The organism is Amorphoplanes friuliensis DSM 7358, from assembly GCF_000494755.1.
GTDB lineage: Bacteria > Actinomycetota > Actinomycetes > Mycobacteriales > Micromonosporaceae > Actinoplanes > Actinoplanes friuliensis.
This window is the reverse complement of record NC_022657.1, coordinates 3,445,692-3,462,434: the sequence shown is the minus strand read 5'-3', so window position 1 is coordinate 3,462,434 and position 16,743 is coordinate 3,445,692. Positions and strand designations below refer to the sequence as shown.

The following is a 16,743-nucleotide window of genomic DNA, read 5'->3' as shown; positions in this document are numbered from 1 at the left end:
CCGTTCGTTATTCATGTAGTAGGACCGCCGTTTTGCCGTGCAATTCCGCCGGAGACCGTACTGGGAATCTTAAAAGTCCGATCTGACCACCTTGCACGGGTTTGAAAATTTGTATCATCCGATTCGCCATCCGTATCGAACGGAAAGGTGTAGCGCGAACGGGTCACAGTTGAGCAGTCTTCTCATGTGTCTCACAGGTTTCCGCCGGGCGGCAGATTTGTCGCCGTTGTCCGGCGGGGGCCGGTGTTTCGGACACCACTGACAGGCCGGGGACAACGGACGTCAGGATCGGCTGCAAAATCACTGACGGGGGCGAGGCGTGCAGACCATCGAACCAGTGTCGACGCTTGATATCACTGGGGTATCTGCGCAGTTCAACCCGCACCAGCGAGCCGGCAAGGCGCGCACAGGGTGGCAACACCGTTACGCTCTGACGCTTTACCTCATCGACTCCGCCGTGGTGCTCTGCGCGGCGGTCCTGGCATTGTTCCTGCGGTTCGGCACCGCGGGCAGCGAGCCATACATGCGCGGCTATTTGTTGCTGACCGCGATTCTGCCCGTGGCCTGGATCGCCTGCCTCGCCGTCAACCGCGCCCACGAGCCCCGCCACCTGTTCGTCGGCACCGACGAGTACGCTCGCGTATTTCGTTCCGGATTGGCGCTGACCGCCGGGCTGGCCATTGTTTCCTTTGCGTTCGACCTGCGTCTGGCGCGCGGTTACGTGATTATCGCCATGCCGCTGGTCATCATCGTCGATCTCGGCGCCCGGTTCGTCTTCCGGCAGATGCTTCACCGTTCCTGGGCCCGCGGCGAGAAACTCCACCGGGTCATCCTGGTCGGCCACGAGCGCGCGGTCGCCGACATGACCCGCCGGCTGCGCCGCGAGCACCACCACGGTCTCGGCATCATCGGCGCGTGCCTGCCTCCCGGTCAGCGCCGGCAGGGCTTCTCCCCCGGTCTGCCCCCGATCTACGGCACCTTCGACGGGGTCGCCGCGGCGGTCACCCGGTCCGATGCGGACACGGTGGTCGTCCTCTCCTGCCCGGAGATCGACGGTACGGCGCTGCGCCAGCTCGCCTGGCAGCTCGAACGTGACGACATCGACCTGATCGTGGCCAGCACCCTGGTCGACGTGGCCGGTGACCGCACCACGATCCGCCCGGTGGACGGCCTGCCGATGCTGCACGTGGAGCACCCCCGGCTCAAGGGCAGTGCCCGTGTCGTCAAGACGGTCTTCGACTGGGTCGGCGCGCTCGTCCTGCTGATCCTCGCGACACCACTGCTCCTGACCATCGCCGCCGTGGTGAAGTTCGCGCCGGGTGGCCGCGGCCCGGCCATCTTCCGGCAGGAGCGGGTCGGCAAGAACGGCCGGCCGTTCATGCTCTTCAAGTTCCGCACCATGCAGGTGAACGCCGAGGCGCGCCTGACCGAGCTGAGGAACCTCAACGACAACGACGGCGCGCTCTTCAAGATGCGCAAGGACCCGCGGGTCACACCGGTGGGCCGCTGGCTGCGACGGTTCTCCCTGGACGAGATCCCGCAGCTGGTCAACGTGCTCAAGGGCGACATGTCCCTGGTCGGCCCGCGCCCGCCGCTGGCCCGTGAGGTGGCCGGATACCCGGCCGACATGCGCCGGCGGCTCGTCGTCAAGCCGGGTCTGACCGGTCTGTGGCAGGTGTCCGGGCGTTCGGACCTGTCCTGGGAGGAGTCGATCCGGCTCGACCTGACGTACGTGGAGAACTGGTCCCTGGCCATGGATCTGGCCATCCTCGCCCGTACCGCCAGCGCGGTCGTCCGCAGCTCGGGAGCGTACTGATGAATCTCACGGTGATCGGCACCGGCTATCTCGGTGCCACCCACGCGATCTGCATGGCCGTGATGGGTCATGACGTCGTCGGCGTCGATGTCGACGCGAGCAAGGTCGAGCGGCTGAGTTCCGGCGAGGTGCCGTTCTTCGAGCCCGGCCTGCCCGAGCTGCTCACCAAGGCCCTCGAGAGCGGACGGCTGCGCTTCACCACCTCGTTCCAGGAAGCCGGCGAATTCGGCGACGTCCACTTCATCTGCGTCGGCACCCCGCAACGCAAAGGCTCCGAAGCCGCCGACATGACCTACGTCGACGCGTCAGTCACCGAGCTCTCCAAGCACCTGCACCGCCGGGCGCTGGTCGTGGGTAAGTCGACCGTGCCGGTGGGTACCGCTGCTCGGCTGGCCGAGCTGATTCGTACGACCGCGCCGGCCGGGGATCAGGTCGAGCTGGCCTGGAACCCCGAATTCTTGCGCGAAGGCTTTGCCGTCGACGACACGATGAAGCCCGACCGGATGGTCTTCGGCGTCACCTCCGCCTGGTCCGAAGAACAGCTCCGGGCCGCGTTCGCCCCCGTCCTGGCTCAGGGCGTGCCGGTGAAGGTCACCAGCCTGCAGACCGCGGAGCTGGTCAAGGTAGCCGCGAACTCGTTCCTGGCCACCAAAATCTCCTACATCAACGCCATGGCCGAGGTGTGTGAAGCGACCGGCGCCGACGTGCACGACCTGGCCGAGGCCCTGGCCTACGACGAGCGGATCGGCGGGAAGTTCCTGCGGCCCGGGCTCGGCTTCGGTGGCGGGTGCCTACCCAAGGACATCCGCGCGTTCGCCCACCGAGCCGAAGAACTCGGTGTGGGCCAGGCTGTCGGCTTCCTGCGCGAGATCGACGGCATCAACGGCCGCCGCCGCGCCCGCACCGTCGACCTCGTTGTCGAACTCTGCGGCGGCAACGTCGCCGGCAAGAAAATCGCCGCCCTGGGAGCAGCGTTCAAGCCCAACTCCGACGACATTCGCGACGCACCCGCCCTGGACGTCGCCAGCACCCTGGCCGGCCTCGGCGCCGACGTGCACGTCTTCGATCCCGCCGCCATGGACAACGCGCGCAAGGCACACCCCGAACTCTCGTACGGGAGCAGTGCTTTTGACGTGGCTCGTGATGCTGATGTGGTGGTGCTGCTCACGGAGTGGACCGAGTTCCGGGAGATCGCACCCGAGGCGATGGCCGAGGTGGTCGGCGCCCGCCGGATCTTCGACGGGCGGCACGCGCTGAACTCCGATGCCTGGCGCGCCGCGGGCTGGGAGTACAAGGCGCTGGGTCGTCCCTGAGCCATCGATCGGCGTGACGGAAGAGCCGTCCGGCCGTACCGGCTCAGCGAGGCCGGCGGCAGGATGAAGGCGTCGCAGCACTGGGAGGACATGTGGTCAGCACAGCCGAGACGGTGGCCGTCGTCGTCGTCACGTACAACAGCGAGCGGTTGATCCCCGACCTGCTCGCCTCCCTCGGGCCCGGTCTCGAGGGCATCGACTGGCACCTCACCGTGGCCGACAACGCGTCCGCGGACGACTCCGTGGGTGCGGTGCGGCGACTGGCCCCGGACGCCACGGTGGTCGAGATGGGCCGCAACGCCGGGTACGCCGCGGGCATCAACGCGGCCGTCGCCAAGGCCGGTCCGTTCACCGCCGTCCTGGTGCTCAACCCCGACGTCCGGCTCACCCCGGGGTGCATCGGCACGTTGCTGGGCACTCTGCGTACCCCAGGGACCGGAATTGCCGTGCCGCTGCTCGTGGACGGCGACGGCAAGCTGATCCAGACGATGCGCCGCGAGCCGTCGATCCTGCGGACGCTCGGTGACGCCGTCCTCGGTGCCGGCCGGGCCGGGCGTTATCCGGCGCTCGGCGAGGTCGTGACCGAGGAACGCGCGTACGACATCGCCGCGATCACCGACTGGGCCGAGGGTTCGACCGTGCTCTTCAGCGCAGAGTGCTGGGAGCGCTGCGGCCCGTGGGACGAGTCGTTCTTCCTCTACTCGGAGGAGACCGACTTCGCGTTGCGCGCCCGCGACGCCGGACTGGTCACCCGCTTCACCCCAGCCGCACAGGCGATCCACCTGGAGGGCGACTCGCGCGTCTCGCCCCGGCTGTGGATGCTGCTGACCCTCAACAAGGTCCGGCTCTACCGCCGGCGGCACAACCCGGTGGCCGCGGCCGGCTTCTGGGCGGCCCTGGTCCTCCGGGAGGGCAGCCGGGCCGCTCTGGGCAAGACACCCAGCCGTACGGCGGTCCGCGCGCTGCTGAGCCCGTCACGGCTCCGCGAGCAGCCGGGGCCGCGCATGGTGCACCCCAACGGCTAACGCAGGCGCTTGACGGTGCCGATCGCGGCGAGCTTCGCCCGGCGTACCAGCGGCGGGCGGTGCAGCACCTCGGCCCGCAGGCTCTCGGGTGTGTCCTCCCGCCGCACGCTGAACCGCGGCTGCAGCCAGCTCCCACCGCGCGCGTGGCGCCGGTCGCTGGTGTAGACGCGGGTGTACCCGAGGCTGCGCATGCTGTTCAGCAGCTCGCGGTCGTACCGGCCCAGCGGGCAGGCGGCCGCCTCGACCGGGCTGCCGCTGACCCCGGCGATGCGGTCGCGGGCCTCGACCAGCTCGGCCCGGCGGGTCTGCTCGTCCATGCCGCGCCACGACCGGTGGGCCATGCCGTGGCTGCCGACGCCCATCCCCTGCTTGCCGAGCTCGCGGACGTCGTCCTCGTCGAGGCTGCCCGCGGTGCCGAGCCGGCCGGCCAGCACGAAGAAGTCGGCGGTGAGCCCCCGCTCGACGAGCGCGGGCAGACCGATCCGGGCGTCGGAGGCGTTGCCGTCGTCGAAGCTGATCCGGACCGAGGGCCAGGTGCGGATCTCGTCGAGGACCGCGTGGAACTGGTCCTCGGTGACCCAGTAACGGTCCTCGCCCGGCTCCAGCTCCCGGGCGGGGACACCGATGCCGTGGAAACAAACGTTGACGACCTGCTCGCCCATCGGGCCCTACCTCTTTCCGCCGGCGGGTGACTCCACCCGCCGGGACGATTCGTCACGTCCCCACGCCGCTCCGCCGTCGCCGGCCCGTCGTGCGGCCCGCGCCGCGACGACGGTGATGGCCACGTAACAGACGGCCGCGGGGGCCAGCCAGGGCCGCGGCAGCACCACGTCGCGCAGCCAGGACATCCGCGCCGCTGATCGTACCGGGGCTGCGACCTGGCCGTTCGCCGCCGCGGCGCGCATCGCGGCGTTCCCGCCGCGCACCCGGACCAACCGGCGGACCAGATCTCCGGTACGCCGGGGCGTGGCGACGCGGGCGGCGAAGGACGTCACGTGCCTCTTCTCGTCGCTGCCGAACTGCGAGTCGAGGAACAGGTCGTCGGCCACCAGCTCGGGGAAGGTCCCGAACCGTGCGCGGCCCTTCTCGGACACCGCCATGACACCCCGCCCGAACAAGCCGTCGCGGAAGACCGGCAAACGGCCGTTCACCGCGAAGTAGGCCCGGACCAGCAACGGCCGCCCGGTCAGATCCAGCTCACGCCCGACGGTGGCGGCGAGCGCCGTGTCGTCCAGCGCGTCCGCCACCGACCGCACCGCCGCGGTGCTCAGCACGATGTCGGCATCCAGATAGACGCGCGGAAACCCGACGGCCACTGCATCACCGGCATTGAGCGCCGGCACCTTGCCGGCGGTCTCCAGCTCCACCACGCGTACGCCCGGACGGGCCGAAGCCACCGCGGCGGTGTCGTCGGTGCAGCCGTTGGCGACCACCGTGACGTCGAACTCGCCCGGAGCCGCATCGGCCAGCAGCGCGTCGAGGCAGCGGCCGATGACCGCGGCCTCGTTGTGCGCCGCGATGACGATGCTGGTCATCCCTGGTCCACCGGCGCCTTGACGTCGGAGGGCTTGCGCTGTGCCGGAATGCGCGGAGCCGTGACCGGCGTCCGGCCCTTCAGGCGACGGGCGAGCAGGCGCTCGAACACCGCGGCGTACGCGCCGGCCTGGTGCTCCCAGGAGAGCAGGCTGCGGAACCGGTCGCGGCCGAGCTTGCGCATCTGCAGGCGCCGGTCCGGGTCGTCGAGCAGCGCGTTGATCGCCTCGGCGAACTCGGCCGGGGCACCGGTGGGCACGTAGACACCCGCGTCGCCGAGGGTCCGGCGGGTCTCGGTCAGGTCGGCGGCCACGACGGGCACACCCCGTCCGACGTACTCGACGGTCTTCGCCATGGTCGACAGGTCGTTCATGCGGGTCGGCAGGTCGGGCTGGATCGCCACGGTGGCCTCACGCAACAGCGTGTCGACGGCCGCACCGTCGAGCCAGCCGGCGATCGTCACGACGTCCTCGAGTCCACGCTCGGTCACCAGGCTCCGCACCGCGGGCATGCTCTCGCCGTCACCGGCCAGCACCATCCGCCAGCCCTCACGCCCCCGCAGCCGCACGAGCTCCTCGGCCGCCAGCACCGCACCCTCGACGTTGTCCTGAGGCCCGAAGACACCGAGATAAACAACACGCTTCACGTCGTCCGCGGGCTCGACGTCGTCCGGCGCGTCCGCGGTCGCGATCTCACGGGCCGCGGGACCGTTGCGCACCACAGTGACTTTGTCCGCTTGCACACCTCGGCGTACCGCGTTGTCCTTGAACGATTCGTTCGTCGCAACCACTTCGGTCGCCGTACGCAGCGTCAACCATTCCAGAGCGGAGAGTGTGCGGGAAACCCATTTGTTGGGGGTGCCGACACGCGCTGCGTAAACCTCCGGGCACAGGTCGTGGTGGTCGAACACCCACGGCCGCCCGATCGCGCGGAGCAGCAGCGCAAGGGGCCAATAGACGTCCGGCGGATTGCAGACCTGGACAGCGTGGGCGCGACCGGATAAAACCTCACCGACAAGACGGACGGCGATACAGAGGAACGACCAGCCGAATTCGAATGCGAAGGAAAGGACACCGCCGCCGTAGACGACGACGGGATATGGCTTGAGCCGCGTATTGCGGCTGCCCGGCAACGTCCTCAGACTCCGGTCCCCGCGCGGGGCGATGACCGTGACGTCGAACCCTTTCTCCTCCAGCGTAAGGCATTCGCGGATGACCCGGCGGTCACGCTCGGCCGGCAGATTGGCGATGAGAATGGTGACGTGCGGATTTCCAGCCATCGTGTCGTCCGTCCCCCTCAATAGTCGGCGAAACTCGCACCGAACAGTGCTGGACCGGGCGAGGCTGAGGCAACCGGCTGTCCGGGCGGGACCGTATCATCCGTTTCAGTGGCCGGCCGCCTTACTATGACTTCAAGGCTGATGTCCGATTAGTAACTGTTTACCGATTCAAGTGGATCATCCGGAAACCGGTTCAGGACATTGACGTCGATAACCACGTTATCGGGACTGCCGTCATCGCAACAGGAGGCAAGAAGGGTCTTGTCGGCTTGACGACAAGCCCCGAGCCGGTACGCAGTACAGTCCGGCAGGCTGATGCCAAGGACCGAAGGCCGAGTACAAACTGGGCGCGCCGCTGCCGTCTCGCACCCCTGAGGCGTGCCTGGCCGGCCGCGACCCGCCAACGAGAGGGAACCGTGGATCTCTGGGATCTCACCAGGCTGCTGCTGCGCCGGTGGTACTTCGCCGTACCGATGCTGCTGCTCTCAGTGGTATTGGTGATCGTGGCTGCCCAGACGGTGTCGCCCGACTACAAGGCGAACGGCTACATGCAGCTGATCCCCGCGCCCAGCACCGGTAAGCCGCTGGATCCGAAGGCGAAGCCCCGGCCGGCGAACCCCTGGCTCGATCTGGGCTATGCCGCGCTGGGCAACGCCGCCGCGCTCACGGTGACCGACCAGGCGAACCTCGACAAGCTCGCCGACGAGGGATTCTCCGACAGCGTCACCGTCGTCCTCAACGAACGCACGCCGCTCTTCGAGATCGAGGCGGTGGGCGACTCCCGGCAACAGGCGACCAGCACCGTCCAGCGCATCATCAAGCTGCTGCAGGACGACATCGCCGCCAAGCAGAAGCAGTACGGCACGCTCACCGAGGACACCATCTCCACGCTGGTGATCAACGACGGCAGCGCGCCGGAACAGGACGGCGGAAAGGTCAAGCGGGTCCTCATCGTCGCCGCGGGTCTGGGTGTGCTCCTGACCACCGCGTCCACGATCGCGCTGGACTACTGGTTGCGCCGCCGCTCCCGCCGCCGGCCCGAGGATGACGACGATGACGCCGGCCAGGGAAGCGCGACCTCCGATCCCGTTCCCGTGGGCAAGGCCCAGACGTCCGACGCCTCCCGTGCCGGCCTGCTCGAGTCCGCCGAGAAGACCCGGGTGCTCCGCCCGACGCGGCAGACCCCACCCACCAACGGGAACGGGAACGGCAAGGTGTACTCCGGTGAGCGGCGGGCAGCCGAGGCCGGTGCCCGGGACGTGAACCGCCCGGCGAACGGGGTCCGGGAAAGCGCCGCAGCGGCCGAGCCGGAACCCCCGGTCGACGCCACGATCGTCCTGCCCGTTCCTCACCAGGTGCGGCGGGGGCAAGAGAACAGGTCATGACGGCATCAACCGTGCACCCGGTCGATCTGGAACCGTCTCTGATCGCACCGGGTATGTACACCTCGCGGCGGCTGCGGGTACGCCTCGACGTGGCCGGGGTCATCTGCCTGCACATCGTGCTGCTGTACATGCTGCCGGCCACGCTCATCGTCCCGAACCTGACGTTCGCGGGACGGCCGGCGCTGCTGCTCGCGCTGGCGCTCTTCGCCTGGTGGATGCTGGCCCGGCTCAGCGCCCCGTTGCTCATGGTCGGGCCGCAGCCGCTGCGCTGGGCCTGCCTGCTCTACCTCTCGTCGATCCTGCTGTCGTACATGGCCGGGCAGCTGCGCGGGCTGCCGACTCTCGAGGCCAACGCCCAGAACTTCACCCTGCTCATCACCTTCGAGTTCCTCGGTCTGGTGCTGATGGCGGCCGACGGCATCGCCAACTGGGAACGCCTGCGCAGGGTGCTGCGGGTGTTCGTCTGGGCCGCCGCTTTCATGGCGGTCATCGGCCTGATCCAGTCGCTGTTCGAGTACGACATCGCCCAGCGCCTGGTGATCCCGGGCCTGGAACTCAAGTCGGACCTCGCCGACTTCCAGAAGCGCGGTGACGGGCTGTTCCGCGTGGCCGGCACCGCGATCCACTACATCGAGTTCAGCACCGTCCTGGCGATGGCCGTGCCGTTCGGGCTGCACTTCGCGCGGTTCGCGCCGCTCAAGCGCCACCGCCGCATGTTCGCTGTCCTCACCCTGATCATCGCGGCCGCGGTGCCGGTCGCCATCTCGCGTACCGGCGTGCTGGCTCTCGTCGTCGCGATGGGGGTGATGTTCGTGGCGGCATGGAACTGGCGCGCCCGGTACAACATGGCGCTGATCAGCGTGGCGGTCCTCGGCGCGATCACGGTGCTGCGCCCCGGCCTGCTCGGCACCCTCAAGGCGATGTTCCTGTGGGCCGACGCCGACCCCAGCATCACGGGCCGCACCGACGACTACGAGCTCGTCGGGCACTGGTTCTCCCAGCGGCCCTGGCTCGGCCGGGGCCCGGGGACGCTCATCCCGGACCTCTACATCATTCTCGACAACCAGTGGCTGATGACCCTGATCACGTGCGGCATCATCGGTGTCGCGGCCCTGGCGATCTTCCACTTCACCTGCATCGGGCTGGCCACCATCGCGCTGCGCCGGTCGGTGACCGAGGAGGACCGGCACCTGTGCGCCGCCCTCATCTCCTCACAGGTGGTCGCGATCCTGGTCGGCGCCACCTTCGACTCGTTCAGCTTCACCACGTTCGCCTTCACGCTGGCTCTGATGTCCGGGCTGTGCGGCGCGGTGTGGCGGTTCACGCATCCGACCCGGCTCATCCGGACGTCGACCGTGAAGCGGCTGCTCGAGTAGAGGCGGTCTTTTACCGCAGCGATCCGTAGAACGTCGTCAGATCGGCCCGGAGACCTTCCTCGTGGTACTGCCCGAGGATCTGCTTGGCCGCATCACGGCCGGCGGCGGCGAGCGTCTCAGGGTCCTCCTCGTGGCGCCGCAGGGCCTCCTCGGCGGCGAGGGCAAAAGCCAGCAGATCGGCCTCGGCGACCGGCGTGCAGAACCGGGGGTCGAAGTAGTCCCGGCCCGCCAGCCCGGTGAACCCGACGACATAGGCCCCGCTGGCCATCGCTTCAGCAGGCGGCAGGCCGAAACCCTCACGCTCGCTGAAACTGAGGAAGATCGCGCACCCGCGCAGCGCCTCGGCGGTCTGCGCCTCGGAGAGCCCGTCGATGGCAACGAGCTCCCAGCCGTCGAGGCAGCCCCGGCTCCGCAGGATGTGGAGCAGCTGCTCCTGTTCGGCGGCGCGGCGGCGTGGCATGTAACCGAGACGCCGGCCCGCAGCCCTGGTGCCGGGGTGGAACACCTGCTCGTCAACCACGACCCGGGCGAGGTGCACCGCGAGGTCCGGGAAGGCGTACCGCAGCAGGGCCGCGTTGTCCTCGGACACGGTCAGGAGCGCCTCGATGCCGTTCACGCCCGCGTACGGCGCCCCCGGACCGGTTCCCTCGAAAGGCACCTGGGTGAAGGTGGAGTAGGCGTTCTGGTTGAAGACGACTTTCCGGCAGTCCGGCGGCAGGGCGCCGAGTCCGGGGCCGTAGAACTCCGGGACCACCAGGATGTCGTCCGGCCCGAGCGTCACGTCCCGCGCCGAGAGGACCCGGGTGTCGTTGCCGAACCAGGTCGCGCGGAAGCCACGGCGGTCGTGCAGGACCGCGGCGTCCCGGCCGGTGGCGTTGAGCAGGTCGACGTGCCGGTAGAGCATGCGGATGCCACCGGACGGCACGTCGTCGTCGGGGCTGAGGTAATAGATCGTCGGCCGGACGGACAGCGCGGCGTCGTAGCGGACCACCGGTGGTGTGCGCCGGCGGAGATCCCGGTGGCCGGCCGCGCGACGCAGGGCGTTCCGGACCGGCCGGACCAAGGCCTGCGTCATGACTCCACCGCCATAGATGTCCCTTCCCAGCAGATCGGCCGCACCAGGTTCGGGCCTCCTTGCCACCCTTGCGGGACCGACCGGTGCCGGACAACCTCCATTGGTACCGCCGCAGCAGTCTTAATGCCGACATCGCCTGATGCGTTCGGTGAACCGGATTCATCTATCCTGAAACCCGTTGCGCCGGCGTACGGCGGATCGGCGGAGTGGCTGTCCGGTCGTACACATTAATTGGCCGACTCGCGGTAGGGCGTCCCGTCGCCCGGCGCTACGCTCCGCCTGAGCCTTGCCGAGCGCGTCCCGGCGCCGTCGCCGGGGGGTCGCGCCCGCTCACCGGAGCACCCTGACCGTCCAAGGGGGACCGGACATCCGTCTGGTCCGGAGCCGGCACAGCGCTTGCAGACCGAGCAGTCGCCGGGCGCGGCCGACGGCCGTCTGCGACGGGCGCCGAACGAAAGGTTGATGGCAGTCGATGGTGACGCGAGAGCGGCCGCGGCCCTTGCGGGGGCGGCCACGTGTCTCAGTGGTGATTCCTTGCTACAACTACGGTCATTACCTCCAGGACTGTGTCCAGGGCGTCCTGGACCAGGACGGTGTCGACGTCGACGTCCTCATCATCGACGACGACTCACCGGACGGCAGTGTCGCGGTGGCGCGCAAGATCGCCGACGGTGACGCTCGTGTCAGGCTCATCGAGCACCACGTCAACGCCGGCCATATCGCCACCTACAACGAGGGGCTGGCCGCGGCGGAGGGTGACTACGTCGTGCTGCTGTCGGCCGACGACCTCGTCACGCCGGGCTCGTTCCAGCGGGCCACGGCGCTCATGGAGGCACACCCCGAGGTCGTCATGGTGCACGGCTTCGCGCGGACCTTCAAGGACGTGCCGCCTCCCCCGCGTACCGAGATGCGGTCCTGGACCGTGTGGCCCGGCGCGGAATGGGTCGCCCGGATCTGCCGGGCCGGGGGAAACCCGGTGGCGACCCCCGAGGTGATGCTGCGCACCTCGACCATGCACCAGCTGGGTGACTACGACCCCCGCGTCCCGCACGCCGGTGACTTCCTGATGTGGCTGCGCGCCGCGGCCCTCGGCGGTATAGGCCGGGTCAACGACGTCGACCAGGCCTACTACCGCGTGCACGGCAACAACATGCACGTCCAGCAGTTCGCGGGTGCGGACACGGACCTGCGCCAGCGGTACGAGTCCTTCGAGATCTTCTTCGACGAGGACGGGCGTGACATGCCGGACGCGGACCGGCTGCGCACCGCCGCCCGTCTGGCCGTCGCCCGCGAGGCGCTGGTCATCGCCTGCGCCTGTTACGAGACGAAGCCCTCCACCGAGGAGGCGGCACTGGCCGGACGGCTGGTCGCACTGGCGGAGGAGATCTACCCGCCTGCCCGCGACAGCCGGCTCCGGCGCACGTACACGCGGCTCGTGAGCCGCACGGAGCAGGGCAAGGGGCCGCTCGTGCCGCGGAGCATCAGTGCCTTCAACAAGCGGGTCCGGCAGCACGTCGAATGGCGACGATGGAGGCGGTACGGGGTGGAGAGCGCGGTGAAGCTGCCATGAGCGAGCTCGGGCACGAGCCCGACGACGACGGTGTCATCGTGTTGTCGGGGCTGACAAAACTCTACGAGCCGACACCACGGTGGATGCGCATGTTCGCGCGTTCACACCTCACGGAGCCGGTCAAGGCGCTCGACGGCATCGACCTGGTCGTCCGGCCGGGTGAGATCTGTGCCGTCGTCGGCCCGAACGGCGCCGGCAAGACGACGCTGTTCCGCATCATCATCGGCCTCACCGAGGCGAGTTCCGGCCAGGGCCGGGTCCTCGGACTCGACGTGGCACGGCAGTCCGAGCAGATCCGCCAGGTGGTGGGGTGGATGCCGGCCGAGGACCGCAGTCTCCTGATGCGGGCCACGGTCCGCGAGAACCTCCAGCTGCACGGCCGCCTCCAGGGCATGTCGCGCACCGAGCTCCAGGAGCGGATCCCCTACGTCCTGCAGACGGTCGACCTGACCGCGAAGACGGATGTCGTCATCGCGAGCTTGTCCGCCGGCATGAAGGCACGCGTACGCCTGGCCCGGGCGCTGCTGCCCGGTCCCCGCGCGCTGATCCTCGACGAACCGACCGGCGCGGTGGACCCGATCGCCGCGCACGACCTGCTCAAGCTCATCATGGACCTGGTCAAGCAGGAGCAGCTGGCCGTGCTCATCTCGTCGCACCGCCTCGAGGAGATCGAGGCCCTGCAGTCCAAGGCGCTGCTCATGGACGGCGGCCGCATCAAGTATTCCGGCGACCTCGACAGCCTGCGGCAGAAATGGGACCGGCCCCAGCTCGAGCTGGTCATGGCCGACGAAAGCGCCACGCGGCTCGTCGCGGACGGCCTTCAGGCCCAGGGCCTCGACGTCGTGGTGGACGGTTTTGCCGTCCGGTGCCGGCTCGGCGACACCCTGACCATCGGCGCGGTCCTCGGCCGTCTCGGCGCCTCAGCCGCGTCGATCCAGCACATCCGTGAGATTCCCATGCCGCTGCGCGACCTCATCGCCCAGATCTACCGGCTCGACCCGGCGGCCGACGGAGGTACGCAATGACTCTCGCCTATCCGACCACCATCCGGCACCGCAGCCGGACCCGGAAGGTGTACGAGACGCTCGAGGCGTACATCCGCCTCGACCTGGTCGAGGAGCGGATGTTCCCGGCGACCAGCATCATGCGGTACATCGCCGTCGTCTTCCCGGTGCTGCTGTACTTCTTCCAGAGCAAGTTTCTCGGTGCCGGTGCCGACGTCTTCGGCGTGATGCTCATCGGTACGGCTGTGACGGTCGGCCTGCAGGATGCACTCACCCAGCTCACCGCCCGGCTCAACTTCGCCATGGAGCGGGGAACGCTCGAGACCTACCTGGTCGAGCCGGTGCCGTGGGTGCTCATCCCGCTCGCCATGAACCTGTGGCGCAGCTTCACCGGCGGCCTCGTGGCGTGCTTCATGATCGCGGTCGGCTGGTTGCTGGGCATGCCGATCGACCCCGCGGGTATCCCGCTGGGGCTCGCCGTGCTGTTCCTGGGAATCCTTGCCTGCAACGCTCTCGGCACCCTCGCTGCCAGCTTCCTGCTGCTGTTCAAGCGGGGCGACCCGGTGGTGATGCTGTTCTCGCTGGCCGCCGGAGTGCTGGGTGGCGCGCTCTTCCCCGTGAGCGTCCTGCCCGACTGGATCCGCTGGGTGAGCTACCTGGTCCCCCACACGTACGTGATCAGCGCCGAGCGCCAGTTGCTGATGCCGAACCCACCGGCCGGTGAACTCGGCGTCGGGCTTTCCCTCGTGGTTCTTGCCGTTCTGTGTGTGGTCATGCTCACCGCCGGTCTGTGGATCTTCGACCGTTCCCTGCGGCTGGCCCGCCGGCTCGGCATCCTGAGCATCTGAGGTTTCGCCGCGTTTGTTGTTCCGGCTGACAGAAAACGGCCCCGGGCGCAGTTACCCGGGGCCGTTTTCTGTGGTTGAGCGTGGTCAGCAGTCGTTCAGCTTCTTGGTCTCCTCGAGGACAGTTCCCTTGTTCCAGTCGTACGTGACGACCGCGTTGTCTTTCCAGGTACCGACTTTGGAGCACTCGACCTCGACAGGCCCGTATTCGGCACTGCCGCTGACAATCTTGTTGCCCGTCACCGACGAGAACGACCCGCCCGTCAGTCGCAGGGCGTAACCGCCGCCCGCGAGGAGATTGTCCTCGATCACTCCACCGGCGTTGTCCTGGTCCGGGATGAAGATGGGCGCGGTCGGGCAGTCGTCGCCCCGCTGATCGATGGTGTTGTGCCTGATGACCGCGGCCGGTCCGCCGTAACCCTGGATGCCGTCGCCGTGCGGGTCGGCGCTCGCACACATGCCCGGCGGGACGGCCAGCTGGGCGAAGGAGTCCTCGATCGTCACCTTTCCCGAGCCGCTGAAGCTGCTTGCGCCCATGCGCCAGCCCTCCATGCGGTTCACCACCTTGCACCGCCGGCACGTGTAGTTGGCAACGCCGAAGGCGTACTGCTCGTTGGTGGAGAACTCCTGCCCGGGCGGGTTGACGACCTCGGTGTCCTCAATGGTCAGGTGGCCGTAGATCTGGTCGGACAGGAAGTTGTCGACGGTGCCGTAGACCCGCGTCCGGCGGATCGTCACATCGGCCGCCTTCACCCAGATGGTGCCCGTGACCAGGTAGTCGGACAGCACGGTGCCACGCTTGGTGATGGTGAGGTCGCCGTCCTTCGTCGTCTTGGGGCGCCAGCCGCGAGGAACACCCGTGCAGCCCTCGGTGGGGTACGCCGGCAGCGCACAACGGCCGCTCTGCACGGGACGGCTGGACTTCTCGCGTGAGGGCTTGGCCGAGCTCGGCGGCGCCGAGGGGCTCGGCGCGGCCGAGGCGGAGGGCAGCGGTCCGGCCGGCGAGGAACCCGGGGGCGAGGCGACGGGCGCCGGAACGGCGAGCTGTTCGTCACTCGCCGCGATGGTGGCGTCGTTCCGGCCGGCGTAGGAGAACAAAGCGAATCCGGCCGCTCCGAGGACGATTACGCCGACTACCAAATAAAGGGTGACAGCATGGCGGAACCCACCTCGAAAAAGGAATATGCGACGGTGCTTCATGCGGGAAGACTCCTCATGGATCCGGCTGAGCCGGCGTGCCCGTGCGGTTCGTGCTGGCCGCACATATATACCAAGTCCAGGGGCGAGTGTGAAACGCTCCGGACTGTCGGAAGAGCGCTTCGGCACCGTTCCGAAGATCGGCGGCGGCGCTGTCAAGCGGCTGTTCGAATGAGGCCGTGGCGACGCCCGGCCCGAACTGTCGCGCGGTCCGGGCGGACGGCACGAACACCTCTCGGGACATATGACAATATCCGTCACAGCGGCGTTCGCCGGGCGGGCTGCGAGTTATCGTCAGCGCGGTCAGGCGCGCCGGCCCGGCAGGCAGGTCCGGGGTCGCCAACCCGTCCGCACACCCCGGAAGGTCGAGGGAGCACACGTTGACCGACCGCATCGCTTCCGCACGCAGACCCTGCGTCACCCGCTGCGCCCGGCGGGCTGTCTGATGGCCCTGGGAGTCGCACCCATCACGACGACCGACGTACCCGCGGTGGCGCGGTTCCTGCACGAGAACCTGAACGACCGGGTCACGCCCGAGGCCTGGGAGCGGGCGGTCCAGGTGCCGTGGAAAGTGTCCGCGCCCAACCACGGCTTCCTCCTCCGGGACGCCGACGGTGCTGTCGTCGGGGCCTACCTGGCGTTCTACTCGGAGCGCACGATCGACGGCCGGACACGCCGCTTCTGCAACCTCGGCGCCTGGTGCGTGCTGCCGCAGCACCGCTTCCACAGCCTCAAGTTGCTCAAGGCGCTGCTCGCCCAGGACGGTTACGACTTCACCGACCTGTCGCCGAGCGGCACCGTCGTGCCGATGAACACCCGGCTCGGCTTCACCACGCTCGACACGGCCACCGCCCTGGCCCCCAACCTGCCGTGGCCGGCCGTGCCGGGTCTCGGGCGGGTCAGCACCGACCCGGTCACCCTGGAGAACACCCTGACCGGTGACGACCTCCAGATCTACCGGGACCACACCGGTGCGGCAGCCACCCGGCACGTGCTGCTGACCCGTGGAGACCGGTACTGCTACGTCATCTACCGGACCGACCGGCGCAAGAACCTCCCGTTCTTCGCCTCGATCCTGTACGTCAGCGAGCCCGAGCTCTTCCGCGCTCTCCAGCGCCGCTTCCAGAGCCATCTGCTGGTCCGCCACGGGATCCTCGCCATGCTGGCCGAGCTCCGCGTGGTCGGCCGGCGGCCCGCGCTCTCCCGCATGCTGCCGGACACACGTCGCAAGATGTTCCGCAGCGCGGACCTCAAGGCGCGGGACATCGACTATCTCTACAGCGAGCTGACCTGCCTGAGCTGGTGATCCCGGCCGCGCCCCAGCT

Annotated in this window: 14 protein-coding genes; 9 read left to right on the top strand and 5 right to left on the bottom strand. The window is 68.9% G+C overall.

Translation table 11 applies throughout. The annotated features are described in order from the left end of the window. Positions 1–319: 319 nt before the first annotated feature. The 3 genes from AFR_RS16105 to AFR_RS16095 all read left to right on the top strand — a co-directional run bounded on the left by AFR_RS16105 (position 320) and on the right by AFR_RS16095 (position 4,154). Positions 320–1,816 (top strand): sugar transferase, encoded by a 1,497-nt coding sequence (locus AFR_RS16105; RefSeq protein WP_041840903.1) that lies wholly within the window; start codon positions 320–322, stop codon positions 1,814–1,816. Beyond that, on the top strand, positions 1,816–3,129 hold the full coding sequence (locus AFR_RS16100) for a UDP-glucose dehydrogenase family protein (protein ID WP_023361550.1): 1,314 nt from the start codon (positions 1,816–1,818) through the stop codon (positions 3,127–3,129). The genes AFR_RS16105 and AFR_RS16100 overlap by 1 nt, the downstream gene beginning before the upstream one ends. 92 nt (positions 3,130–3,221) lie before the next feature. Further along, entirely contained in the window at positions 3,222–4,154 is a 933-nt protein-coding gene (locus tag AFR_RS16095; protein ID WP_023361547.1) for a glycosyltransferase, read from the top strand. On the opposite strand, the gene AFR_RS16090 is transcribed toward AFR_RS16095, so the two are convergent. The 3 genes from AFR_RS16090 to AFR_RS16080 are packed head-to-tail and all read right to left on the bottom strand — an operon-like array spanning position 4,151 to position 6,966. Beyond that, positions 4,151–4,816, bottom strand: coding sequence for a polysaccharide deacetylase family protein (locus tag AFR_RS16090; protein ID WP_023361545.1), 666 nt, complete (start codon positions 4,814–4,816; stop codon positions 4,151–4,153). The genes AFR_RS16095 and AFR_RS16090 overlap by 4 nt on opposite strands. Before the next feature lie 6 nt (positions 4,817–4,822). Continuing rightward, a complete protein-coding gene (locus AFR_RS16085; protein WP_023361543.1) occupies positions 4,823–5,689 on the bottom strand; it encodes a glycosyltransferase family 2 protein in 867 nt (288 codons plus the stop codon). Further along, entirely contained in the window at positions 5,686–6,966 is a 1,281-nt protein-coding gene (locus AFR_RS16080) for a glycosyltransferase family 4 protein (protein ID WP_023361541.1), read from the bottom strand. The genes AFR_RS16085 and AFR_RS16080 overlap by 4 nt, the downstream gene beginning before the upstream one ends. A 416-nt stretch (positions 6,967–7,382) precedes the next feature. Between AFR_RS16080 and AFR_RS16075 the strand changes: the two genes are divergently transcribed. Both AFR_RS16075 and AFR_RS16070 read left to right on the top strand, forming a co-directional pair. Next, positions 7,383–8,351 (top strand): hypothetical protein, encoded by a 969-nt coding sequence (locus AFR_RS16075; protein ID WP_023361539.1) that lies wholly within the window; start codon positions 7,383–7,385, stop codon positions 8,349–8,351. Continuing rightward, the gene (locus AFR_RS16070) at positions 8,348–9,727 is read left to right on the top strand and encodes an O-antigen ligase family protein (RefSeq protein ID WP_148307977.1); all 1,380 of its coding nucleotides are present in this window, start codon (positions 8,348–8,350) and stop codon (positions 9,725–9,727) included. The genes AFR_RS16075 and AFR_RS16070 overlap by 4 nt, the downstream gene beginning before the upstream one ends. 10 nt (positions 9,728–9,737) lie before the next feature. Here AFR_RS16070 and AFR_RS16065 read toward each other — a convergent pair whose 3' ends face one another. Next, on the bottom strand, positions 9,738–10,802 hold the full coding sequence (locus AFR_RS16065; RefSeq protein ID WP_023361537.1) for a glycosyl transferase: 1,065 nt from the start codon (positions 10,800–10,802) through the stop codon (positions 9,738–9,740). 523 nt (positions 10,803–11,325) lie between these two features. Here AFR_RS16065 and AFR_RS16060 point away from each other — a divergent pair. The 3 genes from AFR_RS16060 to AFR_RS43660 are packed head-to-tail and all read left to right on the top strand — an operon-like array spanning position 11,326 to position 14,224. Further along, positions 11,326–12,372 carry a glycosyltransferase family 2 protein gene (locus AFR_RS16060; RefSeq protein WP_023361536.1) on the top strand — a complete coding sequence of 349 codons (1,047 nt, stop codon included), beginning with the start codon at positions 11,326–11,328 and terminating at the stop codon, positions 12,370–12,372. Then, the gene (locus AFR_RS43665; protein WP_023361535.1) at positions 12,369–13,397 is read left to right on the top strand and encodes an ABC transporter ATP-binding protein; all 1,029 of its coding nucleotides are present in this window, start codon (positions 12,369–12,371) and stop codon (positions 13,395–13,397) included. Before AFR_RS16060 ends, AFR_RS43665 begins: the two co-directional genes overlap by 4 nt. After that, positions 13,394–14,224 carry an ABC transporter permease gene (locus AFR_RS43660; protein WP_023361534.1) on the top strand — a complete coding sequence of 277 codons (831 nt, stop codon included), beginning with the start codon at positions 13,394–13,396 and terminating at the stop codon, positions 14,222–14,224. Before AFR_RS43665 ends, AFR_RS43660 begins: the two co-directional genes overlap by 4 nt. A gap of 84 nt (positions 14,225–14,308) precedes the next feature. Here AFR_RS43660 and AFR_RS16045 read toward each other — a convergent pair whose 3' ends face one another. Further along, positions 14,309–15,319, bottom strand: coding sequence for a right-handed parallel beta-helix repeat-containing protein (locus AFR_RS16045; RefSeq protein ID WP_158510550.1), 1,011 nt, complete (start codon positions 15,317–15,319; stop codon positions 14,309–14,311). A gap of 544 nt (positions 15,320–15,863) precedes the next feature. Between AFR_RS16045 and AFR_RS16035 the strand changes: the two genes are divergently transcribed. After that, the gene (locus tag AFR_RS16035; RefSeq protein WP_023361531.1) at positions 15,864–16,724 is read left to right on the top strand and encodes a hypothetical protein; all 861 of its coding nucleotides are present in this window, start codon (positions 15,864–15,866) and stop codon (positions 16,722–16,724) included. The last annotated feature ends 19 nt before the right edge of the window (positions 16,725–16,743 follow it).